This is a genomic window from Azospirillum cavernae, from assembly GCF_003590795.1.
In the GTDB taxonomy this organism is placed as follows: domain Bacteria; phylum Pseudomonadota; class Alphaproteobacteria; order Azospirillales; family Azospirillaceae; genus Azospirillum; species Azospirillum cavernae.
This window is the reverse complement of the sequence record NZ_QYUL01000001.1, coordinates 940,567-963,886: the sequence shown is the minus strand read 5'-3', so window position 1 is coordinate 963,886 and position 23,320 is coordinate 940,567. Positions and strand designations below refer to the sequence as shown.

At 66.9% G+C, this 23,320-nt stretch carries 25 protein-coding genes; 16 read left to right on the top strand and 9 right to left on the bottom strand.

The features are described 5' to 3' along the window. Window positions 1-342: 342 nt before the first annotated feature. The gene (locus D3877_RS30110; RefSeq protein ID WP_199720695.1) at window positions 343-519 is read right to left on the bottom strand and encodes a hypothetical protein; all 177 of its coding nucleotides are present in this window, start codon (window positions 517-519) and stop codon (window positions 343-345) included. Window positions 520-925: 406 nt separating this feature from the next. Here D3877_RS30110 and D3877_RS04560 point away from each other — a divergent pair, with 406 nt between their 5' ends. The 4 genes from D3877_RS04560 to der all read left to right on the top strand — a co-directional run bounded on the left by D3877_RS04560 (window position 926) and on the right by der (window position 5,228). Further along, a complete protein-coding gene (locus D3877_RS04560) occupies window positions 926-1,567 on the top strand; it encodes a response regulator transcription factor (RefSeq protein WP_119829542.1) in 642 nt (213 codons plus the stop codon). A 214-nt stretch (window positions 1,568-1,781) separates the two neighbouring features. Then, window positions 1,782-2,426 (top strand): tetratricopeptide repeat protein, encoded by a 645-nt coding sequence (locus tag D3877_RS04555; protein ID WP_119829541.1) that lies wholly within the window; start codon window positions 1,782-1,784, stop codon window positions 2,424-2,426. Between the two features lie 3 nt (window positions 2,427-2,429). Further along, entirely contained in the window at window positions 2,430-3,776 is a 1,347-nt protein-coding gene (locus tag D3877_RS04550; protein ID WP_119829540.1) for a PQQ-like beta-propeller repeat protein, read from the top strand. Window positions 3,777-3,827: 51 nt separating this feature from the next. Then, the gene (gene der, locus D3877_RS04545; protein WP_119829539.1) at window positions 3,828-5,228 is read left to right on the top strand and encodes a ribosome biogenesis GTPase Der; all 1,401 of its coding nucleotides are present in this window, start codon (window positions 3,828-3,830) and stop codon (window positions 5,226-5,228) included. 20 nt (window positions 5,229-5,248) lie between these two features. Here der and D3877_RS04540 read toward each other — a convergent pair whose 3' ends face one another. The 4 genes from D3877_RS04540 to map are packed head-to-tail and all read right to left on the bottom strand — an operon-like array spanning window position 5,249 to window position 7,809. Further along, a complete protein-coding gene (locus D3877_RS04540; protein WP_119829538.1) occupies window positions 5,249-5,698 on the bottom strand; it encodes a cupin domain-containing protein in 450 nt (149 codons plus the stop codon). Next, window positions 5,695-6,321 (bottom strand): Uma2 family endonuclease, encoded by a 627-nt coding sequence (locus tag D3877_RS04535; RefSeq protein ID WP_119829537.1) that lies wholly within the window; start codon window positions 6,319-6,321, stop codon window positions 5,695-5,697. Before D3877_RS04535 ends, D3877_RS04540 begins: the two co-directional genes overlap by 4 nt. Before the next feature lie 55 nt (window positions 6,322-6,376). Beyond that, on the bottom strand, window positions 6,377-6,985 hold the full coding sequence (locus tag D3877_RS04530) for an NUDIX hydrolase (RefSeq protein WP_119829536.1): 609 nt from the start codon (window positions 6,983-6,985) through the stop codon (window positions 6,377-6,379). Beyond that, window positions 6,982-7,809, bottom strand: a complete 828-nt coding sequence (gene map, locus D3877_RS04525; RefSeq protein WP_119829535.1) for a type I methionyl aminopeptidase — start codon at window positions 7,807-7,809, stop codon at window positions 6,982-6,984. Before map ends, D3877_RS04530 begins: the two co-directional genes overlap by 4 nt. A gap of 151 nt (window positions 7,810-7,960) precedes the next feature. Between map and radA the strand changes: the two genes are divergently transcribed. The 4 genes from radA (at window position 7,961) to D3877_RS04505 (ending at window position 12,382) form a co-directional block, all read left to right on the top strand. Beyond that, window positions 7,961-9,367: a DNA repair protein RadA gene (gene radA, locus D3877_RS04520; protein WP_119829534.1), complete on the top strand. Its 1,407-nt coding sequence runs from the start codon at window positions 7,961-7,963 to the stop codon at window positions 9,365-9,367. 12 nt (window positions 9,368-9,379) lie between these two features. Continuing rightward, window positions 9,380-10,066 (top strand): CvpA family protein, encoded by a 687-nt coding sequence (locus D3877_RS04515; protein ID WP_119829533.1) that lies wholly within the window; start codon window positions 9,380-9,382, stop codon window positions 10,064-10,066. Between the two features lie 87 nt (window positions 10,067-10,153). Further along, window positions 10,154-11,602 carry an amidophosphoribosyltransferase gene (gene purF / locus D3877_RS04510; RefSeq protein WP_119829532.1) on the top strand — a complete coding sequence of 483 codons (1,449 nt, stop codon included), beginning with the start codon at window positions 10,154-10,156 and terminating at the stop codon, window positions 11,600-11,602. 72 nt (window positions 11,603-11,674) lie between these two features. Continuing rightward, window positions 11,675-12,382 (top strand): SDR family NAD(P)-dependent oxidoreductase, encoded by a 708-nt coding sequence (locus tag D3877_RS04505; protein WP_119829531.1) that lies wholly within the window; start codon window positions 11,675-11,677, stop codon window positions 12,380-12,382. 80 nt (window positions 12,383-12,462) lie between these two features. Here D3877_RS04505 and D3877_RS04500 read toward each other — a convergent pair whose 3' ends face one another. The 3 genes from D3877_RS04500 to D3877_RS04490 all read right to left on the bottom strand — a co-directional run bounded on the left by D3877_RS04500 (window position 12,463) and on the right by D3877_RS04490 (window position 13,927). Beyond that, on the bottom strand, window positions 12,463-12,651 hold the full coding sequence (locus D3877_RS04500) for a hypothetical protein (RefSeq protein WP_119829530.1): 189 nt from the start codon (window positions 12,649-12,651) through the stop codon (window positions 12,463-12,465). A 105-nt stretch (window positions 12,652-12,756) separates the two neighbouring features. Next, window positions 12,757-12,951 carry an RSP_7527 family protein gene (locus tag D3877_RS04495; protein WP_119829529.1) on the bottom strand — a complete coding sequence of 65 codons (195 nt, stop codon included), beginning with the start codon at window positions 12,949-12,951 and terminating at the stop codon, window positions 12,757-12,759. A 142-nt stretch (window positions 12,952-13,093) separates the two neighbouring features. Next, the gene (locus D3877_RS04490) at window positions 13,094-13,927 is read right to left on the bottom strand and encodes a hypothetical protein (protein WP_119829528.1); all 834 of its coding nucleotides are present in this window, start codon (window positions 13,925-13,927) and stop codon (window positions 13,094-13,096) included. 57 nt (window positions 13,928-13,984) lie between these two features. On the opposite strand from D3877_RS04490, the gene D3877_RS04485 reads away from it, so the two are divergent. The 7 genes from D3877_RS04485 (at window position 13,985) to moaE (ending at window position 20,319) form a co-directional block, all read left to right on the top strand. After that, the gene (locus D3877_RS04485) at window positions 13,985-14,755 is read left to right on the top strand and encodes an SDR family oxidoreductase (RefSeq protein WP_119829527.1); all 771 of its coding nucleotides are present in this window, start codon (window positions 13,985-13,987) and stop codon (window positions 14,753-14,755) included. 404 nt (window positions 14,756-15,159) lie between these two features. Beyond that, window positions 15,160-17,118: an excinuclease ABC subunit UvrC gene (gene uvrC, locus D3877_RS04480; RefSeq protein WP_238474730.1), complete on the top strand. Its 1,959-nt coding sequence runs from the start codon at window positions 15,160-15,162 to the stop codon at window positions 17,116-17,118. A 51-nt stretch (window positions 17,119-17,169) separates the two neighbouring features. Further along, window positions 17,170-17,766, top strand: a complete 597-nt coding sequence (gene pgsA, locus D3877_RS04475) for a CDP-diacylglycerol--glycerol-3-phosphate 3-phosphatidyltransferase (protein WP_119829526.1) — start codon at window positions 17,170-17,172, stop codon at window positions 17,764-17,766. A gap of 10 nt (window positions 17,767-17,776) precedes the next feature. Beyond that, complete coding sequence (gene mobB / locus D3877_RS04470) at window positions 17,777-18,283, top strand: molybdopterin-guanine dinucleotide biosynthesis protein B (RefSeq protein WP_119829525.1); 507 nt, start codon at window positions 17,777-17,779, stop codon at window positions 18,281-18,283. A 59-nt stretch (window positions 18,284-18,342) separates the two neighbouring features. Further along, complete coding sequence (gene moeA / locus D3877_RS04465; RefSeq protein WP_119829524.1) at window positions 18,343-19,596, top strand: molybdopterin molybdotransferase MoeA; 1,254 nt, start codon at window positions 18,343-18,345, stop codon at window positions 19,594-19,596. A 14-nt stretch (window positions 19,597-19,610) separates the two neighbouring features. Continuing rightward, window positions 19,611-19,862 carry a molybdopterin converting factor subunit 1 gene (gene moaD, locus D3877_RS04460; protein WP_119830781.1) on the top strand — a complete coding sequence of 84 codons (252 nt, stop codon included), beginning with the start codon at window positions 19,611-19,613 and terminating at the stop codon, window positions 19,860-19,862. Between the two features lie 4 nt (window positions 19,863-19,866). Beyond that, complete coding sequence (gene moaE, locus D3877_RS04455; protein WP_119829523.1) at window positions 19,867-20,319, top strand: molybdopterin synthase catalytic subunit MoaE; 453 nt, start codon at window positions 19,867-19,869, stop codon at window positions 20,317-20,319. Between the two features lie 28 nt (window positions 20,320-20,347). On the opposite strand, the gene D3877_RS04450 is transcribed toward moaE, so the two are convergent. Further along, window positions 20,348-20,923, bottom strand: coding sequence for a YqgE/AlgH family protein (locus D3877_RS04450; RefSeq protein ID WP_119829522.1), 576 nt, complete (start codon window positions 20,921-20,923; stop codon window positions 20,348-20,350). A gap of 253 nt (window positions 20,924-21,176) precedes the next feature. On the opposite strand from D3877_RS04450, the gene D3877_RS04445 reads away from it, so the two are divergent. After that, window positions 21,177-23,255, top strand: coding sequence for a protein-disulfide reductase DsbD family protein (locus D3877_RS04445; protein ID WP_119830780.1), 2,079 nt, complete (start codon window positions 21,177-21,179; stop codon window positions 23,253-23,255). Window positions 23,256-23,320: the final 65 nt, after the last annotated feature.

The following is a 23,320-nucleotide window of genomic DNA, read 5'->3' as shown; positions in this document are numbered from 1 at the left end:
CCTTCCCTGGATCGGTGTGTTTGAAACGATCCTGACACCATGCCGCTTTGTGCTCACACCGGAACAAGCGCGGTCAAAATAGGAACAAAGAGCGAACATGCGAATTGAAGTTCGATGTTTGTTCTGGTATGAAATCAGAACGTAGCGCGAACATGGGAGGTTGGCATGTCGGTTCTGGCTTTCGTGCGTGAGTGCGTGACGTTGGCGGTGCTGCTGGCGACGCTCTATGGCTGGTCGATGATCGGTCCGATCCTGGCGTGGTGACGCCGCGCCGGTCCCCCTCGTCCGCTATCCCGCGTCGGCATGGAACGCGGCGGCGGGCGAGGCGGGCAGGGGCGCGCCTTACGGGGAATCGAGCGCGATGGCGGCGGCCACCACCCCGGCGACGCTGCCGATCAGCAACGCGACAATGGCGAGGCTGCGCAGAAATTGGAGAAACTCCCCTTGCTTCCAGGCGCTGCGCGCCAGAAGCAGAAGATACCCGACCATCGCGGCGCCGATGATCTGCCAACCCGTCATGTCGTCCCCGTGTCTCATGGCGCCCGCGCGCGCGTCCTCAAGACCACACCAGCAACGGCTCCTCGTCAAGGCGTTGTCGACCTGTTGGTTGTCGGACATGCGCCCGTATGAAAACGGCTGATGACCCGTGATGAACGAATCACCTGAGCAAGTCTCGTCATGAATTCCGCCATTTGTTTCTATGACCTATGGGAAGAGATGCGCTTGCAAAATGCCTGACCAAAGATATGAGGCCAAAGAAAACAGCAAATGACCTATGGCTCTTGTTGGGATGCGAGCGCTCGACCGAACGTGATAACAATGTATCCCACCAGTTGCCGTCGGAGAGTCGATCCGCGCGTCACGAGGGCGCGCTGGGCGCAGGGTCCGACGCCCGCAAGGGTCGGCGAGCGAAAGTAACAGCGCCATGAAAATTTTGATCGGTGACGATCACCTGCTGTTCCGCGAAGGGCTGCGGCGCGTGCTCGAACAATTGCAGGATGACGCGGTGTTTGTTGAAGCGGGCACCTTCGGCGAGCTTCTCGATCATTGCCGGGACAATCAGGGAATTGACGTCGTTCTGATGGATCTCCACATGCCGGGCTGGCCAGGGTTTTCCGGCATCCGGGATGTCCTGGCTCTGCAACCCGGCGTTCCCATCGTCATCGTGTCGGCGTCGGAGGCGCAAAGCGACATCCGCAGCGCCATCGACCATGGCGCCACCGGCTACATCCCCAAATCCAGCAGCGTCAAGGTGATGATGGGGGCGATCAATCTGGTGATGTCCGGCGGAATTTATGTGCCGCCGGGCGCGTTGGGCGCCACGGTGGAGCCGCCGATCCGCCGCCGTTTCCAGGAGCCTTTGGAGCGTCACGGCGGCTACGGCCTGACCCAACGTCAGAGCGAGGTGTTGGATTGCCTGCGTCAGGGCAAATCCAACAAGCAGATCGCCTACGAGCTTGGTCTGTCCGAAGGCACCGTTAAAATTCACGTCACCGCGATTTTCAAATCGCTGGGCGTCAAAAATCGCACCCAAGCGGTGATCGCCGCATCGGCTTTGACGGTCTAAACCGCGTCTGCGCGCGGATTTTCATCAAAACGGCCCAAGGGGTCGGAGGCGGCGCGCGTCTTGCGCTCTTGACGAGCGTGGTACCCAATGCTATCCGGCCCTGTGATGATGCCGAACCGCCCCTCCGGTTATGCCGGAGGCGTGGGTTCAGCGTGACCCGACCCAGCGCCCGTGCCGCCAACGGCCGCGCGAACAAGGACTGCACCGCAGGGCCATGAGCGATATTTTCCGCGAAGTTGACGAGGATCTGCGCCGGGACCGCGCGGAGCATGTCTTCAAACAATATGGCGGCTACATGATCGCCGCCGCCGTGGCTGTGGTTGTCGGCACCGGCGGTTACACCGCTTGGCGCAATTGGCAGCAGAACAAGCAGCAGCAGGACACCGCCGCGCTGGTCTCCGCCATTTCGCAGACCCAACAGGGGCCGGAAAAGGGCGTGGAGGCTCTGGCCGCCTACGCGGGCGGGGCCGAGGTTCGCATGGCCGCGCTCGCCCAATTCAACGCGGCGGCGCTTCTGGTTCGTCAGGGCAAGACCGCCGACGCCGCCACGGTTTATGACGGCGTCGCCGCCAACGGCTCGGTCGATCCGGCGTACCGCGATCTCGCCACCCTGTTGGGGGCGATGCAGCGCGTTGAATCCGGCGATCCGGCGCAGCTCGCCGCCAAACTGGCACCCTTGACCGCCGAAACCAGCCCTTGGCGCTTTTCCGCGCGGGAGCTGACGGCGGTGCTCGCCCTGCGGGGCGGCGACACGGCCAAGGCGCGCGGCCTGTTCCAGCAACTGGCGGACGACGCGCTGGCGCCTGCGGGTGTCCGGTCGCGCGCCGCTGATCTCGCTTCCCTTTACGGCAAGACCTGAACGATGACCACGGCTCGCAACATCCGCCGTTCGGCGCTTCTGTCCGCTTCGCTGCTCGCCGTTTTTCTGGGCGGCTGCGACACCGTTGGCGACTGGTTCGGCAAGACCGCCGATCCGCCCCTGCCGGGCCAGCGCGTTTCGATCCTGACCCGCGAGCGCAAGGTGGAGCCGGACGCCCGTCTGGCCGACGTCGCCGTGACGGTTCCGTCGCCGACCGTCAACGCCGCTTGGGCGCAGCCCGGCGGTGTCGCCGACCACGCCATGGGCCACCTCGCTTTGTCAGCCAACCCGGCGGAAGCGTGGCGCGGCGACGTCGGCGCCGGGTCGGGCAGTTCGCGCATGCTGCTGGGCGTTCCGGTGATCGCCGATGGCCGCGTCTTCGCCATGGACGCCGAGGCCCATGTCTCGGCCTTGAACGAGCGCACCGGCGGTTCGGTCTGGCGCGTCGACACAAAGCCGGAGAATGAGCGTGGCGGCGCCACCGGCGGCGGCGTGGCCTACGCCGATGGCCGTCTGTTCGCCGCGACGGGCTACGCCGAGGTTATGGCGCTCGACCCCGCCAATGGCTCCATCTTGTGGCGCAAGCGCGTCGCCGGTCCGGTGCGCGGCGCGCCGACGGTGGCGGGCGGGCGCGTTCTGGTTCTGACGCTCGACAACCAACTGGTCGCCCTGTCGGCCAGCGACGGCGAGATTCAGTGGTCGCACCAGGGCATCCTGGAAACCGCCGGTCTGCTGGGAGCCGCCAGCCCGGCGGCGGACGGCGCGCTGGTGGTCGCCCCCTATTCGTCGGGCGAGCTGTTTGGTCTGCGTCCGGAAAATGGTCGGGTGTCGTGGCAGGAAAGCCTCGCCGCCATCCGCCGCACCGGCGCGTTGAGCAATCTGGCCGACATTCGTGGTCTGCCGGTGATGGATCACGGCATCGTCTACGCCATCGGCCATTCGGGCCGCATGATCGCCATCGACCAGCGCATCGGCAACCGCGTGTGGGAAACCGAAATCGGCGGGGTGCAAACCCCCTGGCTGGCCGGTGACTACCTCTATGTCGTGACCAACGACCAGGAGGTTGCGGCCGTGACCCGTCAGGCGGGCCGCGTCCGCTGGGTCGCGCCGCTGGAACGCTACGACGATCCCAAGGCCAAGTCCGGCCCCATCGTGTGGGCGGGTCCGGTTCTGGCCGGTGGCCGCCTGTGGGTCACTGGGTCGAACGGCGTTCTGCTGGGTCTGTCCACGACCAATGGTCAGATTGAGGTGACGCGCTCCTTGCCCGCCGCCTCCTATCTGCCGCCGGTCGTCGCCAACAACACCCTCTATGTCCTGTGCGACAATGGATCGCTTGTCGCCTTCCGTTGATCGTTCGTGATGTCTCTTGGTTCTTGTCTGCTTTAGGAGGCCTTTGGCCCCATGTCGTTCACAGTCGTTCTCGTCGGTCGGCCGAATGTCGGCAAATCGACCCTGTTCAACCGCTTGGCTGGCAAGAAGCTGGCCCTGGTGGACGACACGCCGGGCGTCACCCGCGATTGGCGCTCGGCCCCCGGCCATGTCGGCGGCCTGTCCTTCACCGTGGTGGACACCGCCGGGCTTGAGGATGTGACCGACGACAGTCTGGAGGCGCGCATGCGCCGCCAGACCGAGCAGGCGCTGGAGCGCGCCGACGTCGCCCTGTTCATGATCGACGCGCGGGCGGGGGTGACTCCGCTCGACCGCCATTTCGCCGCGCTGCTGCGCAAGATCAAGACTCCAGTCCTGCTGGTCGCCAACAAGACCGAGGGCAAGGCGTCGAAGTCCGGCCTTTATGAATCCTACGAGTTGGGCCTGGGCGATCCCATCCCGCTGTCCGCCGAGCATGGCGAGGGGATGGCCGATCTGGTCGAAGCCCTGATGCCCTACGACAAGGAAGGCGACGTGGAGGAGACGGAGGAGGAGGTTGTCGAGAGCGTCGGCGACCGTCCGATTCCCATCGGCGATCAGCCGGAACCCGCCGAGGATCTGGTCAAGCCGATTCAGATCGCCATCGTTGGCCGTCCGAACGTCGGCAAATCGACCCTGCTGAACAGCCTGGTCGGCGAGGAACGCGTGTTGACCGGCCCGGAAGCCGGGATGACGCGCGACGCCATCAGCGTCGATTGGCAATGGCGCGACCGCCGGTTCAAGCTGGTGGACACCGCCGGGATGCGCCGCCGCGCCCGCGTCGATGAAAAGGTCGAAAAGCTGGCGGTCGCCGACACGCTGCGCGTCATCCGCATGGCCAACGTCGTCGTTCTGGTGGTGGACGCCGAGGCGATCCTCGACAAGCAGGATCTGACCATCGCCCGCATGGTGATCGAAGAGGGCCGCTCGCTGGTCATCGCGATCAACAAATGGGACATCGTCGATGACCGCGCCATGGCGCTGCGTCAGGTCGAAGACAAGCTGGAAGCGGCGCTCGGCTACATCAAGGGCGTGAAGGTCGTCACCATCTCGGCGTTGAAGGGCCACAAGCTCGACACGCTGCTGGATGGGATCCTGGCGACCTACGCGGTGTGGAACCGCCGCATCTCGACCGCGCAGTTGAACCGCTGGATCGGCGGCGTGCTCGACCATCACCCGCCGCCCTTGATCGAAGGCCGCCGGGTGAAGATCCGCTACGTCACCCAGGTGAAGACCCGCCCGCCGACCTTCGCGCTGTTCGTGAACAAGCCGCTGGATCTGCCGGAAAGCTATCAGCGCTACCTGATAGCCGACCTGCGCAACAGCTTCGACCTGCCCGGCGTGCCGTTGCGGCTGTTGCTGCGCAAGGGCAAGAACCCCTACGCCGACGAGTGACGGTTTAGGTTTGGGAAGGGTCAGGCGCTGGGCGCTTCCCAGCCCGGCGGCGCCAGGGTGAAGCCCGCGAAGTCAAAGGCGGGCGCCACCGTGCAGCTCACCAGCGACCAAGCGCCCAAACTGCGGGCCGACTGCCACGCGCCCACCGGCACCACCGCCTGTGGGCGTTCGCCGTTTTTGAGGTTCATGCCGAGTCGGTGGCGTTGGGTGGTCGGCGTCTGGGCCGCTTCGTCGTGGATCGACAGCTCCAGCGGCGCGCCGCCGTGCCACAGCCAGATTTCCACGGCGTCCACGCTGTGCCAGTGCGACCGCTCGCCCGCCGTCAGCAGAAAATAAATGGCGGTGACGCTGCCCCGCCCACCCGGCGGATCGGTCGGCGCGCGGTAGGTCTCGACGTAACAGCCGCCCTCCGGGTGCGGTCGCAGGCCGAGCAGAGCGATGAGTCGGTCGGGCGTTGTATCGGCGCTCATGGGGTGTCTCGGGCCTCCGTCGCCTCGGCGCCGTCGTCCGGGCTTTCATCCAGCTTTTCCAGATCGAAGGGGGTTTCCGTGTCCTCGTAAATCACGGACAGCGGCACATCGACGCCCAGCGCCGGAATCCGCAACACGCCCTGTTCGCCCGTCACCACCTCGTGCAGCCAGTTCGCCCCGTCGCGGCGAACGCTTTCCACAGCAGCGACGCGCTGGTTTACGATCACATATTGGGTCAGCGAGGGCAGGGTGCGGTAGGCCGTGTTCTTCACCAAGCGGTCGCGGTTGGTCGTGCTGTCGGACAGCACTTCGACGATCACCGTCGGTTCGGTCGCCAGCCGGTCCTGGTCGTTCAGCCGGGCGCAGGTGACGAAGACATCCGGATAGAAAATGGAGTCGTCGGCCATGATCCTGAGGCCTTCGCGAAACACCCGGCAGGGCGTGCCGTGCAAAGCCGAACGCAGGGCGGTGTAGAGATTGCCGGAGATTTGGCTGTGCGCCACCGTTCCGCCATTCATGGCGACGATCTCGCCATGAATGAATTCGTGGCGTTCGTCCTGCCGCTCCTCCCACACGAGGAATTCGGCCATCGTCATCGACCGATGTTTGCGCAGCGCGCCCATGCCAGCCTCCGGCTTACAACTCGGTCAGGCTAACACGGCCTCCCCGCGTCCGCCATCACGCCCCATCACGCCCCTTGGCCGCCATGCCCAGACCGGCGCGCAGTTCCGGCACCAGCATGGCGCCCAGCATGGCGATGACCGGCAGGAAGGCGTATTCGCCGCGCGCCGCCGCGTCGATCAACTCTTTGGGCGTGTGGAGTTCGATCCGCATCTCCTCCAGGTCGCCGCTGTCGGGTTCGGCCACCTTGCGGGCGTTCTTGGCGTGGAACATGTGGCAGGCGCAGCCGCGATGATTGCCCTGCACCACATAGTCGCCCAGCGCCGTCCAATCGTCGGATTCATAGCCGGTTTCCTCCAGCAACTCGCGCTTGGCGGCGGCCAGCGGATCCTCGCCGGGGGAAATCGCGCCCGCCGGAAAGGTCAGGCTGACGCGGCGGGCGCCGTGCTTGTAGGTGCGCAGCATGACGACGTGACCGTCTTCGGTCTCGACGAACATCAGGGCGTAGTCGGGCTGTTCCACTTGATAGAAGCTTTCCACCTGTCGACCATCGGGCAATTCCACGGTTTCGGCGCGCACCTTCAAATAAGGGCTGGCGTCGAGAAGGTCACGGCTGCCGAGAACTTTCCAGGGCTTCAGCGCATCCTTTTCGGAATCGTCGCTCATGGCGCGGCCCCATAGGGCGGTTGGGTGAAACCGGCGGGGGAGAGGGTGAAGATCTCGCAACCATCCTCGGTGATGCCGATCTGATGCTCGAACTGGGCGGAGAGCGAGCGGTCGCGCGTCACCGTGGTCCAACCGTCCGACAGGATTTTCACCTCGTGCCGCCCGGCGTTTATCATCGGTTCGACCGTGAAGACCATGCCGGGTTGCAGCACAACGCCGGTTCCAGGCTTGCCGAAATGATCGACGTGCGGGGCGTCGTGAAAGACTTGGCCGATGCCGTGCCCGCCGAAATCGCGCACCACCGAACAGCGGTTGGCTTCCGCCAGGGTCTGGATGGCGTGGCCGATGTCGCCCAGCGTGGCGCCCGGCTTGGCCTGGGCGATCCCGGCCATCATGCAGCGATAGGTCAGATCGACCAGCTTGCGCGCCTTGATCCCGACCTTGTCGCCGACGAAATACATCCGGCTGCTGTCGCCGTACCAGCCGTCCAGGATCACCGTCACGTCGATGTTGACGATGTCGCCGTCGGCCAGCCGCTTGTCGTCGCTGGGGATGCCGTGGTTGACGACATGGTTGGGCGAGATGCAGCAGGCCTTCGGGTAGCCGTGATAGCCGATGGTGGCGGGGATGCCGCCCCGGTCGCGCTGAAATGTTTCGACCAGATGGTCGAGATGGCCGGTGCTGACCCCCGGCACGACGTGGGGGCCGATGTAATCCAACGTCTCCGCCGCCAAACGGCACGCCTTGCGCAACGCCGCGAACGCTTCTGGTCCATGCAGGACGATGCGCTTGCCTTCCTTATCCGCCACGAAACCCTCGGTCATCTGAATGTTCGACGCTGGTGCGCGCCGCCGCCACCCTACCACCATGGCGCGCCGAAAAAAGCCCCAGCGTTTTCCGGGCTTCGCCCATAGGATTCCGGGGAGGGTCTTGCTATATGTCGGCGGTCTTACCCTGCATAGGACCATCCGAGTTTTGGCGAAGCCCACCAACCGCTATGTGTGCCAGTCCTGCGGCGCGTCCTTCCCGAAATGGGCGGGGCGGTGCGACGCCTGCGGCGAATGGAACAGCCTGACCGAAGAGGCGGCGCCCGACAGCGCCCCCAAGGGGTTGGGCGCCGGGCGCGGGCGGCGGTTGGAGTTTTTTGGGCTGGCCGGGTCAAGCAGCGCGCCGCCGCGCCGGATGACCGGCATCGCCGAGTTTGATCGGGTGTGCGGCGGCGGCCTGGTTCCCGGATCGGCCATCCTCATCGGCGGTGACCCCGGCATCGGCAAATCCACGCTTCTTCTCCAGGCGGTGGCGCGGTTGGCGCAGGAGCATCGTTGCGCCTACGTCTCGGGCGAGGAGGCGGTCGATCAGGTGCGGTTGCGCGCCCAGCGGTTGGGCTGCGCGTCGGCCCCGGTCAATCTGGCCTCGGCCACCAACGTGCGCGACATCGTCGCCTCGCTGGACGAGACCAACGGGCCGGAGATCATCGTCATCGATTCCATCCAGACCATGTATGTGGACAATCTGGACAGCGCCCCCGGCACCGTCGCCCAGGTCCGCGCCAGCGCGCAGGAGCTGATTCGCGTCGCCAAGCGGCGCGGCGTCGTTCTGCTGCTGGTCGGCCATGTCACCAAAGAGGGGATGATCGCCGGGCCGCGCGTGCTGGAGCACATGGTCGACACCGTTCTCTATTTCGAGGGCGAGCGCGGCCACCAGTTCCGCATCCTGCGCGCGGTGAAGAACCGTTTCGGCCCGACAGACGAAATCGGCGTGTTCGAGATGGGCGACGGCGGCTTGGGCGAGGTCGCCAACCCGTCGGCGCTGTTTCTGGCCGAACGGCGCGGCGACGTGTCGGGCGCCGCCGTGTTCGCGGGAATGGAAGGCACGCGCCCGGTGTTGGTGGAGGTGCAGGCGCTGGTCGCGCCGTCGCCGTTGGGCACCCCGCGCCGGGCGGTGGTCGGTTGGGATTCGGGGCGGTTGGCCATGGTTTTGGCGGTTCTGGAGGCGCGTTGCGGCGTGCAGATCGGGGCCAACGACGTCTATCTGAACGTGGCGGGCGGCCTGCGCATCACCGAACCGGCGGCGGATCTGGCGGTGGCGGCGGCGCTGGTGTCGTCGCTGACCGGCGAGCCGGTGCCCGCCGACGCCGTGGTCTTTGGCGAGCTTGGCCTGTCGGGCGAGGTGCGCGCCGTCGGGCAGAGCGACACCCGATTGAAGGAAGCCGCCAAGCTGGGCTTTTCCTCCGCGATTTTTCCGGCTAGACGAACGGGAGCGCGGGGTGGGCGCGGCGACAACGGTTTGAAGACGGTGGAACTCCACCATCTGGGCGAGTTGATGCCGCTGTTCCAGCCGGGCGCGCGGCCACAACGGTCGCGCCATCGCGACGAGGATTGAGAGCGTTAGGCCATGGAGAATTTTCCCATCAACCCGGCGGACGCCGCCGTTATCGCCGTGCTGCTGTTGGCCGCCTTGCTGGCCTTCACCCGTGGCATGGTGGCCGAAGTCCTGTCGGTCGCCTCGTGGGCGGGGGCCGGCGTGGCGACCTTGTACGCCTTGCCTTATGTCCTGCCGCTGGTGCAGCAGCGCATCAAGTTCGAGATGCTGGCCTACGCCATCGCGTCGGTCGGCGTCTACATCGTCGCCTTGATCGTGCTGACCATTCTGGGGCGGTCGCTGTCGCGCGGGGTGCAGAACTCCAGCCTGTCGGCGCTCGACCGTTCGCTGGGCTTCGTCTTTGGACTGGCCAAGGGCGCGGTTCTGGTGTCGGTGGCCTATCTGTTCTTCATCTGGCTGGTGCCGAACACGGCGGAACATCCGCAATGGCTGCAAACGGCGAAGACCCGCCCCTTCCTCGCCACCGGCGCGGCGCTGGTTTATGAGATCGTCCCGGAGAATTTGCGCAAGGAAAGCCTGGGGCAACTGGACATGGCGCGGGACCGCGCCAAGCAGGCGGTGGAGGCCAAGGAGGCGCTGGACCGCCTGTCGACTCCGGTGCCCAGCCCTTCGAAGACCGGGGGTGCGCCGCCAACCGATACCGGCTATAAGGACCGCGAACGCGGCGACCTTGAACGGCTGATTCAGAATGCGCGATGAGTCGCGCCGCTCGACACCCTTAATGCTGCGCTGACTCCGGCTGATGGCGCCTCTTCCACGGGGCGCTTTTAACGAAGGACTTTTGAGATGCTGACGACGCATCCGTTTGACGACGACAAGCTGCGCGAAGAGTGCGGCGTGTTCGGCATCTACGGCAACCCGCAAGCGGGCGCCATCACCGCGCTGGGGCTGCACGCCCTGCAACATCGCGGTCAGGAGGCGGCGGGCATCGTCAGCTTCGACGGCAGCCGCTTTCATCTTCAGCACACGCTGGGCCTTGTCGGCGATCATTTCAGCTCCGAGGCGATCATCGCCAAGCTGAAGGGCGCGTCGGCCATCGGCCATGTCCGCTACGCCACCACCGGCGACACCTCGATCCGCAACGTTCAGCCGCTCTACGCCGATTTTGAGTTCGGCGGCTTCGCGCTGGCCCACAACGGCAATCTGACCAACGCGCAGACCCTGCGCCGCCAATTGGTCCGCCGGGGCTGCCTGTTCCAATCCTCCACCGACACCGAGGTCATCGTCCATCTGATGGCGACGGCGCGCGGCGGTTCGCCGGTTGACCGGCTGATCGAGGCGGTGCGTCAGGTCGAGGGCGCCTTCTCGCTGGTGGCGTTGACCGCCAACAAGGTGATTGGCGTGCGCGACCCGCTGGGCGTGCGTCCGCTGGTGCTGGGCAAGCTGGGCGACGTCCACATGCTGACCAGCGAGACCTGCGCGCTCGACATCGTCGGCGCCGAGCTGGTGCGCGACGTCGAGCCGGGCGAGATGATCGTGATCGATTCCGACGGCGTCCACAGCCTGCGCCCGTTCCAGCCGCAGGGCCGCCGTTTCTGCATTTTCGAATACATCTATTTCGCCCGCCCCGACAGCGTGATGGAGGGGACCTCCGTCTATCAGGCTCGCCAGCGCATCGGGCGTGAGCTGGCGCGCGAGGCGGGCGTTCCCGCCGACGTCATCGTGCCGGTGCCCGACAGCGGCGTTCCGGCGGCGCTGGGTTACGCGCAGGAAGCGGGCGTGCCGTTCGACCTCGGCATCATCCGCAACCATTATGTCGGCCGCACCTTCATCGAGCCGACCGACCAGATCCGCCATCTGGGCGTCAAGCTGAAGCACAACGCCAACCGGGCGATGATCGAGGGCAAGCGCGTCATTCTGGTGGATGATTCCATCGTGCGCGGCACGACGTCGAAGAAGATCGTCGAGATGGTGCGCGCCGCTGGAGCCGCCGAGGTGCACATGCGCATCTCCAGCCCGCCGACCTCGCACCCCTGCTTTTACGGCATCGACACGCCGGAACAGAGCAAGCTGCTGGCGCATCGCATGTCGGTGGAGCAGATGCGCGAGTTCATCCAGGCCGACAGCCTCGCCTTCATCTCGCTGGACGGTCTGTACCGCGCCATGGGCGAGGAGAAGCGCGACCCGGCCAAGCTGAGCTATTGCGACGCCTGCTTCACCGGCGACTACCCCATCGCGTTGACCGACGCGCTGGACAACCCGACAAACGAGCCGGGCGTTCCGGCGCGGGCGTAAGCGATTGAAGACGCCCTCTCCCGGATCGGGGGAGGGCTACAAGACCCTTTCCAACCAACCGAGCTTGATCCCATGTCCCGTTTGTCCGGTCGCATCGCTCTTGTCACCGGCGCGTCGCGCGGCATCGGCGCCGCCGTCGCCAAGCGATTCGCCGCCGAGGGCGCGCACGTCATCCTGACCGCCCGCACCGTCGGCGGGTTGGAGGAGGTGGACGACGCCATCCTGAAGACCACCGGGCGCAACGCCACCTTGGTTCCGTTGGATTTGCGCGATTACGACAAGATCGACCAGTTGGGTTTTTCGATCTACGAGCGTTTCGGCAAGCTCGACATTCTGGTCAGCAACGCGGGCGCCCTGGAGGCGCTCGGCCCCATCGCCCAGTATGATCCCAAGCTGTGGTCGCGGGTGATGGATCTGAACGTCACGGCGAATTACCGGCTGATCCGCTCGCTGGACCGCCTGCTGCGCACGTCGGAGTCCGGGCGCGCGATCTTCGTCACCTCGGCGGCGGCCAAGGCGCCCTATCCCTACTGGAGTCCCTATGGGGCCAGCAAGGCGGCGCTGGAAATGATCGTGAAAACCTACGCGATGGAAATCGCCGCGTCGCCGCTGCGGGTGAATTTGATCGACCCCGGCGTGGTGGCGACCAAGCTGCGGACGCAAGCCTTCCCGGGCGAGGATTCAAAAACAATCACCCAGCCCGATGAGATCACCGACCGTTTCGTCGATCTCGCGGAAGCCGCCTGCACCCTGCATGGCGAAATTGTAACGGCTCAATAAGCCTCAGAACGCACAAACGCCAAGGGGCGGAGACAATCGGCGACAGCCGCTGTCTCCGCCCCTTGGCGTTTGGAACAGCATCAGCCCAGAGCGCGTTTGCCCAGCGCCATGGCCTCTTGGCTGTTGGTGCCGATCACGCCAATGTTGTCGCCCGCCGCCGTGACGATGACGGCGTCGGAATCGGCGTCCCGAACCACTGGCCAGACGGCGAGAAGGCGTTCCGGGGTGTCGCGGAGTTCATAGGTTCGGCCGGTGTGCAGCAGAGACAACGCAATATTCCTTGCTAGGATAAGAGGGACCGGACCCTGCCACAGGTGAGGGCAAACGTCACGGTCCGCCTTAGTCTAGCAGAAATCACGATGGCCGTCTGGGTATCAATGGGCGTGGGGCGCCAGGGTCGGACCATGCTTGGCCGGGCCATGGTTGGCGGCGGCGTGGCCGCCAAACAGGGCCGTGCGCAGCTTGCCGAACAGTTCGCGCATGTAGTCGGCGCGCATCTGGCGGGCGGCGAGCATGATCTCGTCGTGGGTGCGGGGATCGCGTTCGTAAAGGGGGGCGTTCGTGGACATGGCTGGGGAATCTCCTCGTTGACGAGAGACGTCCCCTCCCAGGACTTTCTTGTTTCTGACCGTGAGGATAGGACAACAAAGCTGTCCCAAGAAACGCGCATCGCGCATCGCCGCTCCTCGCTTTCGGCATCCGCTGGGTCAATCAACGGGGCGGCGGGCAATCGGCGGGCAGACTGTTGACAAGGCCAGCGACATCGAACCAACCGCCGACGCTGTGCCGCAGATCACGCCGAGAATCCTGCTCCGGCGCCGGGGCGATGTCCCACAGCCAGGAGCTGTCAGGGGCGGGCAGGGGAAGGCCCCAGACCGAATCCTCACGCTCGATGACGGCGCCGTTGTTCAACCACAGGCTTTCGGTGTCGCTGAACAGGGCGGCGCGCTCGGCCAGCCCGGCCAGCCAGCGCAGATGATCGGTGGCGAGTCGCTGGGCGAAGGCCAACCGTGCGGCGTCGGGAATGGCTGGCGCGCGGCGCTCGATGGCGTCCAACGGCATCAGCGGCAGTTGCGAGAGCAGATTGCAGGAGATGGCGAAGGCGCAGGGCGGGGAGCCGGGCAGGGCGGGCGGGGTGAATCCGGTTGGCAGATCCCATCCCCTCTCCAACGCCTCGTCCAGCGGCGCGAGCGCCCCCGTCACGTCCAGCGCGACCAGCCGAACCATGGGCATCCCGGCGACTCGTCTGCGGACGGATCGGCTGTGGACAATGTCGACCAACAGAACCTCGTCGAAACGGGCGGTCAGATCCTCCAGGGGGATTTCGATCAACAGCCCCGATCCAAGGACCACGGCCTGCCCGCCTTTGGGGGCTTGTGCCGCCGCTTGTGCGATGAAGCGGCGGCAGGCGGCGACATGAGGCGCCCAGTTTTGGCGCTGGCGACGGTGACGGGACCCGAGCGCCACCGCTTCGGACAGATAGCCCAACCGGCGGGCCAGCGGGTCGCATGGGGTTGTCAGATACTCGAACGCCTCGCGCAACATCGTCGGCTCTCCTCCATCCCCCTTGACCCGCAGCGATGGCAAGGTACGTATGACGGCATGGTTGAGATCAAGAGGAAAGCGGCCCTCGTCACCGGGGCCGGCAGACGCATAGGGCGGGCCATCGCGCTCGATCTGGCGGCCCAGGGCTGGGCCGTCGCGGTGCATTACCACCGTTCAGGCCGCGCGGCGGCGGAGGTGGTGGCGCAGATCGTCCAGGCGGGCGGTCGGGCTGTCGCCCTGTCCGCCGATCTGGGGAGCGAGGCGGAGGTGCAGGCGCTGCTGCCCGCCGCCGTCGAAAGCCTCGGCCCGTTGACCCTTCTGGTCAACAACGCCTCGCGCTTCGAGCGCGACGGGGTTGAGGACGCGACCCGCGAAAGCTGGGACACGCATATGGAGGCCAACCTCCGCGCCCCCTTCGTCCTGTCGCAGGCCTTCGCCGCCCATCTGCCGTCCGACGAACGCGGCCTGATCGTCAATCTTCTGGATCAACGGGTGTGGAACCCGACGCCGCACTTTCTCTCTTACACCCTGTCCAAGATGGGGCTGTGGGCGCTGACCCGAACCTTGGCCCAGGCGCTGGCCCCGCGCATCCGCGTCAACGGCATCGGTCCCGGCCCGACCCTGCGGAATGATCGGCAGACCGAGGAGGAGTTTTCCGCCCAGTGGGATTCGACCCCGCTGCGCCGTGGGACAACCCCGGAGGAGATCTGCGCCGCCATCCGCTTTCTGATCGCCGCCCCGGCCATGACCGGCCAAATGATCGCCCTGGACGGGGGGGAACATCTGGGATGGGCGCAGCCCGCGCATGGCTTCGTGCCGGTCGAGTAGCCGCCGCTCCCGTTCCGTTCACCGACTCCGCGCGTGGGGATTTGTCGCCCGGCGGCCAGGATGGCACCGGAAAGGACCGCGCGTTTTACACAGGTGTCCAGACCGGCGCAAGAGGGCGTTTGCAATCAATGACATTTTTGTGCCGCAGGGTCATTTGACGCGCTTGACTCGGAGCTGACGTAAAGAAATCAATGGCTTAGCGAAAATGCCTAATTTTTAGGCATATGCCTGAGAGTCCTTGCGGCGCTTGGGTTCCGACCCCTTCCCCCCTTTGTTATCGACAAACTTATCCACAGGATCGGTGGATAGTCTGCGGCGCTCGGTGGGCAAGGGTGAGTCGCCGCGCGGCGCCCATGACGCGGCGGACGGTTGACCGCGCGCGTCGGCTCGACGACAGTCGGGCCATGTCCGACACGCATTCCTCCGACACCCCGCCCGGCTCCGGGGCGGCTTCCGCGCCCGACGCTCCTGACCCGGTGAACGGCGCGCCCGCCCGCGCGCGCCGCCGTCCCGCCGACCTGGCGCGCGGCGTCGAGATCATTCGCGAGCATCTGAAAACCCTGCCGCAGACGCCGGGCGTTTACCGGATGCTGGCGGGCGACGGGGCGGTGCTCTATGTCGGCAAGGCGCGCAATCTGAAGCGCCGGGTGACGAACTACACCCAGGTCGTCAAGCTGCCGGTCCGCCTTCAGCGCATGGTGTCGGAAACCGAAAGCATGGAGTTCGTCACGACCCACACCGAGGTCGAGGCGCTGCTGCTGGAATCGAACCTCATCAAGCGGCTGGCGCCGCGTTACAACGTGCTGCTGCGGGATGACAAAACCTTCCCGCACATCATGATAACCAAAGACCATGATTACCCGCAGCTCACCAAGCATCGCGGGGCGCGCGGGCGGGACGCCGATTATTTCGGCCCCTTCGCGTCGGCGGGCGCGGTCAACCGGACGATCACCGCCTTGCAGCGCGCCTTTCTGCTGCGCAACTGCGCCGACACGGTGTTTTCGTCACGCACCCGGCCCTGCCTGCAACACCAGATCAAGCGCTGCACCGCGCCCTGCGTCGCCCGCGTGACGCCGGAGGAGTATCAGGCTCAGGTCGGGCAGGCCCGCGCCTTTCTGGCGGGCAAGAGCCGCGACATCCAGACGGAGTTCGTCGCCCAGATGATGGCGGCGTCCGACGCGATGGATTTCGAGACGGCGGCGCGCTACCGCGACCGCATCCGCGCCCTGACCGCCATCCAGGCCCATCAGGACATCAACGTCGAAGGGGTGGTGGAGGACGCCGACGTGGTGGCGGCCCACAGCGAGGGCGGCGTCACCTGCATCCAAATCTTCTTCTTCCGGGGCGGGCGCAACTACGGCAACCGCGCCTATTTCCCCAGCCACGACAAGGCCGCCGAAATCGAGGAGGTGCTGGCCGCCTTCATCGCCCAATTCTACGAGAACAAGGCCGCCCCGCCGCTGGTGCTGGTCAGCCACGCCCTGCCCGAACTGGAGCTGTTGACGGAGGCGTTGAGCCTGCGCGCCGACCACAAGGTCGAACTGGTCGAACCCAAGCGCGGGGAGAAGCGGCGCATCGTCGATCACGCTTTGACCAACGCGCGCGAGGCGCACGGGCGGCGGCTGGCTGAAAGCTCCTCGCAAGCGCGGCTCTTGGAAGGGGTGGCGACCGTCTTCGGGCTGGATTCGCCGCCGGAGCGGGTGGAGGTCTACGACAACTCCCACATCCAGGGCGCGCACGCCATCGGCGCCATGATCGTCGCCGGGCCGGAGGGCTTCATCAAGAACGCCTACCGCAAATTCAACATCCGCACCGAGGGCGCGGCGGGCGACGATTTCGCCATGATGCGCGAGGTTCTGACCCGCCGATTCGGGCGCGCCATCAAGGAAGACCCCGAACGCACGCTGGGAAGCTGGCCCGATCTGGTGCTGATCGACGGCGGCATCGGCCAGTTGAACGTGGCGCGCGACGTGCTTGCCGAGCTTGGCATCGACGATGTGACCCTGGTCGGCATCGCCAAGGGGCCGGATCGCGACGCCGGGCGCGAGCATTTCCTGATCGAAGGCCGCCCGCCCTTCCAGATGGAGTCGCGCGACCCCGTTCTCTATTTCCTGCAACGGCTGCGCGACGAGGCGCACCGCTTCGCCATCGGCACCCACCGGGCCAAACGGACCAAGGCCATCGGCAAATCCCCCATCGACGAGGTGCCCGGCATCGGCCCCGCCCGCAAGAAGGCGCTGCTTCATCATTTCGGCAGCGGGGCGGCGGTGGCGCGGGCCGGGCTGGCCGATTTGGAGTCGGTCGAGGGCGTCAATCGGACGGTTGCAAAAAAGATATACGATCACTTCCATCCCGACGGTTAGAATGCGCGCGCCCGCCTCCTTCGCCCCCTCCAGCGGTTCGAGCCTCTGACCATGTTGACCAGCCTGCCCAACCTGCTGACCCTGTCGCGCATCGCGGTCATCCCGCCGGTCGTCGGCCTGTTCTATGTGACGGAGGCGTGGGCGGCCTACACGGCCTGCGCGCTCTACGGGGCTGCCTGCGTCACCGACTGGTTCGACGGCTATCTGGCGCGCGCCTGGGCGCAGGAAAGCGTGATCGGCAAGTTCCTGGACCCCATCGCCGACAAGCTGCTGGTGGCGGCGACGCTGATCATGCTGGTCGGCTTCGACCGGCTGAACGGTCTGTCGATTCTGCCCGCCGTGGTCATCCTGCTGCGCGAGGTGCTGGTGTCGGGCCTGCGCGAGTATCTGGCGGGCCTGCATGTCGGCGTGCCGGTGACGTGGCTGGCCAAATGGAAGACGGCGATCCAGATGGTCGCGCTGGGCTTTCTGATCGTCGGCGATCACGGCCCGGCGGAGTTCCCCGTCACCTTCGTCGGCACCGTCGGCCTGTGGATCGCGGCGGCGCTGACCTTCTACACAGGCTGGGATTACATGCGGGCTGGGCTGACCCACATGATGGCCGAACAAAAGCCGGTCCCGCCCCAATCCGCCCGCCGCGTCGGCTGAGGGCCGTCTTATGAAAATATTTGGACTGACCGGGTGGAGCGGCAGCGGCAAGACGGCGCTGATGGTCCGGCTGATTCCGGCGCTGACCGCGCGGGGCCTGCGCGTCTCGACGGTCAAGCACGCCCACAAGGGCTTCGACATCGACCATCCGGGCAAGGACAGCCACAACCACCGCGTCGCCGGCGCCACGGAGGTGCTGGTCAGCTCGCCCCGCCGCTGGGCCTTGATGCACGAGCTGCGCGACGACGAACCGGAACTGACCCTGTCCGAACTGGTCGCCAAGCTGTCGCCGGTCGATCTGCTGCTGATCGAAGGCTTCAAGCGCGAACCGCACGAGAAGATCGAGGTTTGGCGGGCGGCGGTGGACAAGCCGTTGATCGCGGCGGGCGATTCCAGCATCGTCGCGGTGGCCAGTGACGGCCCGGTTCCCGGCTGCCCGGTTCCCGTTCTGGATTTGAACGACGCCGAAGCGGTGGCGGCCTTTGTGGTGGAGCGTTGCGGGTTGGGACATCCCTGACCCATCGCGGCAATTTCTCCGTCGCACCGGCAGACCCCGCAGACTAGACTGCCCGCATCATGGTTCAACTCAGCAACGATTGCTTCGCCTTCGGCGGCGAGATGATGACGGTGGACCGGGCGTTGGCGCGGCTGGCCGAACGGGTCTGCCCGGTGACGGGGGTGGAGGGCGTCGCCTTGACCGACGCGCTGGGCCGGGCGCTGGCCGCCGACCACATCGCCCCCTTCAGCGTGCCGCCGCACGACAATGCGGCGGTCGATGGCTACGCGGTGTTCTTCGACGACCTCGACCCGAACGGCCCGACCCGGCTGCCCGTCACCGCGCGGGTGGCGGCGGGGCAGGCGTCGCCGCGACCGGCCAGCCGGGGGGAGGCTGCGCGCATCTTCACCGGCGCACCGATGCCCGCCGGGCTGGACACCGTGTTCATGCAGGAGGATTGCCGGGCGGAGGATGGGCACGTCACCCTGCCGCCGGGCATCCGGCGCGGCGTCAACCGCCGTTTGGCGGGGGAGGACGTGACGCGGGGGGCCGTGGTGCTCACCGCCGGGCGGCGCTTGCGGCCCGAGGACATCGGCCTGCTCGCCTCGCTGGGCTGCCGCCGGGTGGACGTGCGGGCGCGGCTGCGCGTCGCCGTGTTCTCCACCGGCGACGAGGTGCGGGATCCGGGCGCGGCGCTCGACGCCGGGGCGGTTTATGACGCCAACCGCTATTCCCTGATGGCGCTGCTGGCCCGGCTGGGCTGCGCCGTGACCGACCTTGGCATTCTGCCCGATCGTTTCGAGACGATCCGCGACCGGCTGGCCGAGACGGCGCGAAGCCACGACGCGCTCATCACCTCGGGCGGCATGTCCACCGGGGAGGAGGATCACGTCAAGGCGGCGGTGGAGGCCACGGGGCGGCTCGATTTCTGGCGGCTGGCGATCAAGCCGGGCCGTCCGGTCGCGCTGGGCCGGGTGGGGGAGGCGGTCTTCGTCGGGCTGCCCGGCAACCCGGTCGCCGTCGTCGTCACCTTTCTGCGCGTCGCCCGCCCGATCCTGCTGCGGCTGATGGGGGCGGCGGACGAAACGCCGACGCTCTATCCGGTGCGCGCCACCTTCGCGTACAAGAAAAAACCCGGTCGGCGGGAGTATCTCCGCGCCTCCCTCAGCCGTGACGCCGACGGCCAGTTGCGGGCGACGAAGCACCCGCGCGACGGGGCCGGGGTGTTGTCGTCCCTGGTCGAATCCGACGGGCTGATCGAGTTGGCCGAGGATGTGGCGCGGGTCGAGCCGGGCATGCTGGTGGATTTTCTGCCCTTCAACGACGTTCGGTGACGTGAGGTCCGATGATGAAGATTTTCTATTTCGCCTGGCTGCGGACCAAAATCGGCGTGCCGTCGGAAACCGTCGATCTTCCCGCCGAGGTCAAGACTGTCGGCGCGTTGGTCGATTGGCTGAAGACCCGCAGCCCCAAACACGCCGAAGCGCTGGCCAACAGCAAGGTGGTCAAGGTCGCGGTCAATCAGGAGCATGTCCCCTACGACCACCCCATCGAACCGGGGGACGAGGTCGCCTTGTTCCCGCCGGTCACGGGGGGCTGAGGCGGTGGCGATCCGGGTCCAGGCGGAGGATTTCGACGTCGGCGCCGAATACGCCGCTCTGACGCGCGGGCGGAGCTCCATCGGCGGGGTGACGCTGTTTTCCGGGTTGGTGCGCGACATGGCGGGCGGGGCGGCGGTCAGCGCCATGACGCTGGAGCATTACCCGGGCATGACCGAAAAGCAGTTGGAGGCGATCGAGGCGGAGGCGCGGCGACGCTGGCCGCTCGACGACGTGCTCATCATCCACCGCTATGGCCGGTTGGAGCCGGGCGACCAAATCGTGCTGGTCGCCACCGCGTCGGCCCACCGCGACGCGGCGTTCGACTCCTGCCGTTTCCTGATCGACTGGCTGAAAACCAAAGCGCCCTTTTGGAAGCTGGAGGCCACCCCCGACGGCGAACGCTGGGTCGAGGCCAAGGACAGCGACGACAGCGCCGCCGCCCGTTGGGATCCCTGACCCGCCGTGCGTTGATCCGCCGCGCGCCTCAGGCGTGCCCGGCCTCGCCCGACAGCATGGAGACGCTGACGCCGAGCTTGCCGATGGCGCGTTCCCATTTGGCGTCCAGATCGGTGTCGAACAGCAGCTTTTCGTCGCAGGGCGCGTTCAGCCAGCCATTCGCCTGGAACTCGGCGTCCAACTGGCCCGGCCCCCAGCCGGCGTAGCCGAGCAGCAGCAGGTTGCGGCGCGGGCCGCGATCTTCGGAGATGGCGCGCAGGATGTCGATGGTCGCGGTCAGGGCGACGTCGTCGTTCACCACCAGCGTGCCGTCGCGCACATAGTCGGTGGAGTGCAGGACGAAGCCGCGCCCCGATTCGACCGGGCCGCCGTAATGGACGGGCGGGTTGTTGGCGGGCTGGCTGATGTTCATGTCGAGCTGTTCGAGCAGATCCTCGAACGTGATGGATCCGAACAGGCGGTTGACCACCAGCCCCATCGCCCCATCCTCGTTGTGCGCGCACATGTAGATGACCGTGCGTTGGAAACGGGGATCCTCCATTCCAGGCATGGCGATCAGCAGCTGGCCGGTCAGCGATTCCGAGGACTTGGTCAGTCGCGGCATGGGCGTTCATCCTTGATCGTCGATCCAGGATGGGCGGCGGGCGGCCATGCCTGTCCGAACGTTCGGTTGTGGTGGGCGTTCTCGCGACGCATTCACCAGAGTGTGACAGCACGACACGATCTTTGTCACCTATATATGGGTTCCTATATAGGGGTGGCGCAATAGGGCGGCGCCCTGGATGGACCGAGGGCGGCGTCCCGGATGGACCGGCCAAAGGGACCGACGCGCGACGATGGGGACGAGGATGCGGACGATGAACAGCTTTGCCGCTCGGGCGCTGGCGGTCGCGATGCTGACGGCGGTCCCGTTCGCCGCGCTGGCGCAGAATGCGGGCCAAGGCGCCTGGACCAAGGCCGGGCCGGTGGAGGCGCGGCTGGTGTCCTCGGCGCGCGCCGTCGGCGATCTCGACGCGCTGCCGCTGGGGCTGGAACTGCGCCTGGAACCGGGGTGGAAGACCTATTGGCGGTCCCCCGGCGACGCCGGATACCCGCCGCGCCTGGATTGGAGCGGTTCGACCAATCTCAAGGACGCGACGCTGTCCTATCCGGCGCCGCATCGCTTCTCCGTTCTGGGGTTCGAGAGCGCCGGGTACGACGTCGAGACGCTGTTGCCGCTGCGCGCCGTTCTGCAAACGCCGGGCAAGCCGCTGGATCTGGCGCTGTCCGCCGATCTGCTGGTCTGTTCGGACATTTGCGTGCCGCAAACGGTCAAGCTGTCCCTGGCCCTTCCGGCGGGACCGGCGCAGCCGGGGGACTCGGCGAACGACGTCGCCCGCGCCCAATCGCTGGTGCCGCGCGTCGGCGCGCTGGGCGGGGCGGGGCTGGTCAGCGTCGCCTCGGTGCGCGGCGCTGGCGACGCGCTGGAGATCGAGGCGACGGCGACCGACGGCTTCGTCTCCCCCGACGTCTTTGTCGAAACCGACCCGCCGCTGAGCTTCACCGCGCCGAAGGCGGTGTTTTCCGACAATGACAAGCGGGTGCGCCTGACCCTGCGGGCGTCCGATCCGCCCAAGGATCTGGATTTGGCCGGGCGGGCCGTCACCGTGACCCTGGTGGACGGCGCGCGCGCGGTCGAAACCCCGGCGGCGGTCGCCCCGCTGGCGGGGGCGGTCGCCGGGCGTGGGCTGTTCGCCATGCTGGGGGTGGCGCTGCTCGGCGGCTTGATCCTCAACCTGATGCCCTGCGTGCTGCCGGTTCTGTCGTTGAAGCTTCTCTCGGTCATCAAGCATGGCGGGCGGGCGACCGGCGCGGTGCGCGCCGGGTTTCTGGCCAGCGCCGCCGGGATCCTGACCTCCTTCCTGCTGATGGCGTCGGCGCTGGTCGCGGTGAAGGCGGCGGGCGGGGCGGTCGGCTGGGGCATCCAGTTTCAGCAACCGCTGTTCCTGGTCTTCATGGTGGTGCTGGTGACGCTGTTCTCCGCCAATCTGTGGGGGCTGTTCGAGGTGCCTTTGCCGCGCGCGCTGGCCGACCGGCTGGAGGGCGACGGGCTGGCCGGTCCCTTCGCCACCGGGGCCTTCGCCACCTTGCTGGCGACTCCCTGTTCGGCCCCCTTCCTGGGAACGGCGGTGGGCTTCGCGCTGGCCAAGGGGCCGGTTGAAATTTACGCCATCTTCGCCGCCTTGGGTGTCGGCTTGGCCTTGCCCTATCTGCTGGTCGCGGCGTGGCCGCGCGTGGCGGCGTGGCTGCCGCGTCCGGGGCGTTGGATGGCGCGGCTGCGGGCGGCGATGGGCGTGGCCCTGGCGGCCACCGCGCTGTGGCTGCTGTCGGTCCTGGTCGCGCAGATCGGCGAGGCGGCGGCGGGCGGAGTCGCCGCTCTGATGATTGGGTTGGTGGCGGCGCTGTGGCTGGGGCGGCGCTTGCCGCAACGCTCCGGCTGGGCGGGACCGGCGCTGGCCGGGGGCTTGGCGCTGACCGCCTTCGCCCTGCCGCTGGCGGTCGGCCCATCGGTGGGCGCGGCGGCTTCTACGAGCGAGGCGGCGAATCGCTGGACGCCCTTTGCCGAGTCCGCCATTCGCGAGCATGTCGCGGCGGGGCGGGTGGTGTTCGTCGACGTCACCGCCGATTGGTGCATCACCTGTCAGGCCAACAAGAAGCTGGTCCTCAATCGCGGCGCCGTCGCCGAGCGCTTCGCCGACCCGGCTTTTATCGCCATGCGGGCGGACTGGACGCGGCCCGACGAGGCCATCGCCCGCTTTCTGGCCGATCATGGCCGCTACGGCATCCCCTTCAACATCGTCTACGGCCCCGGCGCGCCGCAGGGAATCGCCCTGCCGGAACTGCTGGGCGAAGCGGCGGTGATCGAGGCGTTGAATCGGGCGTCCAAGCGGTCATAACGCGCTGATTTTCTTGGTTGGGCGCGGGGCGCGCTTGCGATTGTCATGGCGGAGCGCTAGGTCTT

Bases quoted from the DNA above. Each gene is read 5' to 3' on its own strand.
- D3877_RS04550 (WP_119829540.1), top strand. From the start codon at position 2,430: ATGACCACGGCTCGCAACATCCGCCGTTCGGCGCTTCTGTCCGCTTCG.
- D3877_RS04515 (WP_119829533.1), top strand. From the start codon at position 9,380: ATGGAGAATTTTCCCATCAACCCGGCGGACGCCGCCGTTATCGCCGTG.
- mobB (WP_119829525.1), top strand. From the start codon at position 17,777: ATGAAAATATTTGGACTGACCGGGTGGAGCGGCAGCGGCAAGACGGCG.
- uvrC (WP_238474730.1), top strand. From the start codon at position 15,160: ATGTCCGACACGCATTCCTCCGACACCCCGCCCGGCTCCGGGGCGGCT.
- D3877_RS04540 (WP_119829538.1), bottom strand. From the start codon at position 5,698: ATGAGCGCCGATACAACGCCCGACCGACTCATCGCTCTGCTCGGCCTG.
- D3877_RS04505 (WP_119829531.1), top strand. From the start codon at position 11,675: ATGTCCCGTTTGTCCGGTCGCATCGCTCTTGTCACCGGCGCGTCGCGC.
- D3877_RS04535 (WP_119829537.1), bottom strand. From the start codon at position 6,321: ATGGGCGCGCTGCGCAAACATCGGTCGATGACGATGGCCGAATTCCTC.
- purF (WP_119829532.1), top strand. From the start codon at position 10,154: ATGCTGACGACGCATCCGTTTGACGACGACAAGCTGCGCGAAGAGTGC.
- D3877_RS04485 (WP_119829527.1), top strand. From the start codon at position 13,985: ATGGTTGAGATCAAGAGGAAAGCGGCCCTCGTCACCGGGGCCGGCAGA.
- D3877_RS04445 (WP_119830780.1), top strand. From the start codon at position 21,177: ATGAACAGCTTTGCCGCTCGGGCGCTGGCGGTCGCGATGCTGACGGCG.
- moaD (WP_119830781.1), top strand. From the start codon at position 19,611: ATGAAGATTTTCTATTTCGCCTGGCTGCGGACCAAAATCGGCGTGCCG.
- map (WP_119829535.1), bottom strand. From the start codon at position 7,809: ATGACCGAGGGTTTCGTGGCGGATAAGGAAGGCAAGCGCATCGTCCTG.
- moeA (WP_119829524.1), top strand. From the start codon at position 18,343: ATGGTTCAACTCAGCAACGATTGCTTCGCCTTCGGCGGCGAGATGATG.
- D3877_RS30110 (WP_199720695.1), bottom strand. From the start codon at position 519: ATGACGGGTTGGCAGATCATCGGCGCCGCGATGGTCGGGTATCTTCTG.
- D3877_RS04450 (WP_119829522.1), bottom strand. From the start codon at position 20,923: ATGCCGCGACTGACCAAGTCCTCGGAATCGCTGACCGGCCAGCTGCTG.
- D3877_RS04530 (WP_119829536.1), bottom strand. From the start codon at position 6,985: ATGAGCGACGATTCCGAAAAGGATGCGCTGAAGCCCTGGAAAGTTCTC.
- pgsA (WP_119829526.1), top strand. From the start codon at position 17,170: ATGTTGACCAGCCTGCCCAACCTGCTGACCCTGTCGCGCATCGCGGTC.
- D3877_RS04490 (WP_119829528.1), bottom strand. From the start codon at position 13,927: ATGTTGCGCGAGGCGTTCGAGTATCTGACAACCCCATGCGACCCGCTG.
- der (WP_119829539.1), top strand. From the start codon at position 3,828: ATGTCGTTCACAGTCGTTCTCGTCGGTCGGCCGAATGTCGGCAAATCG.
- D3877_RS04495 (WP_119829529.1), bottom strand. From the start codon at position 12,951: ATGTCCACGAACGCCCCCCTTTACGAACGCGATCCCCGCACCCACGAC.
- D3877_RS04560 (WP_119829542.1), top strand. From the start codon at position 926: ATGAAAATTTTGATCGGTGACGATCACCTGCTGTTCCGCGAAGGGCTG.
- D3877_RS04555 (WP_119829541.1), top strand. From the start codon at position 1,782: ATGAGCGATATTTTCCGCGAAGTTGACGAGGATCTGCGCCGGGACCGC.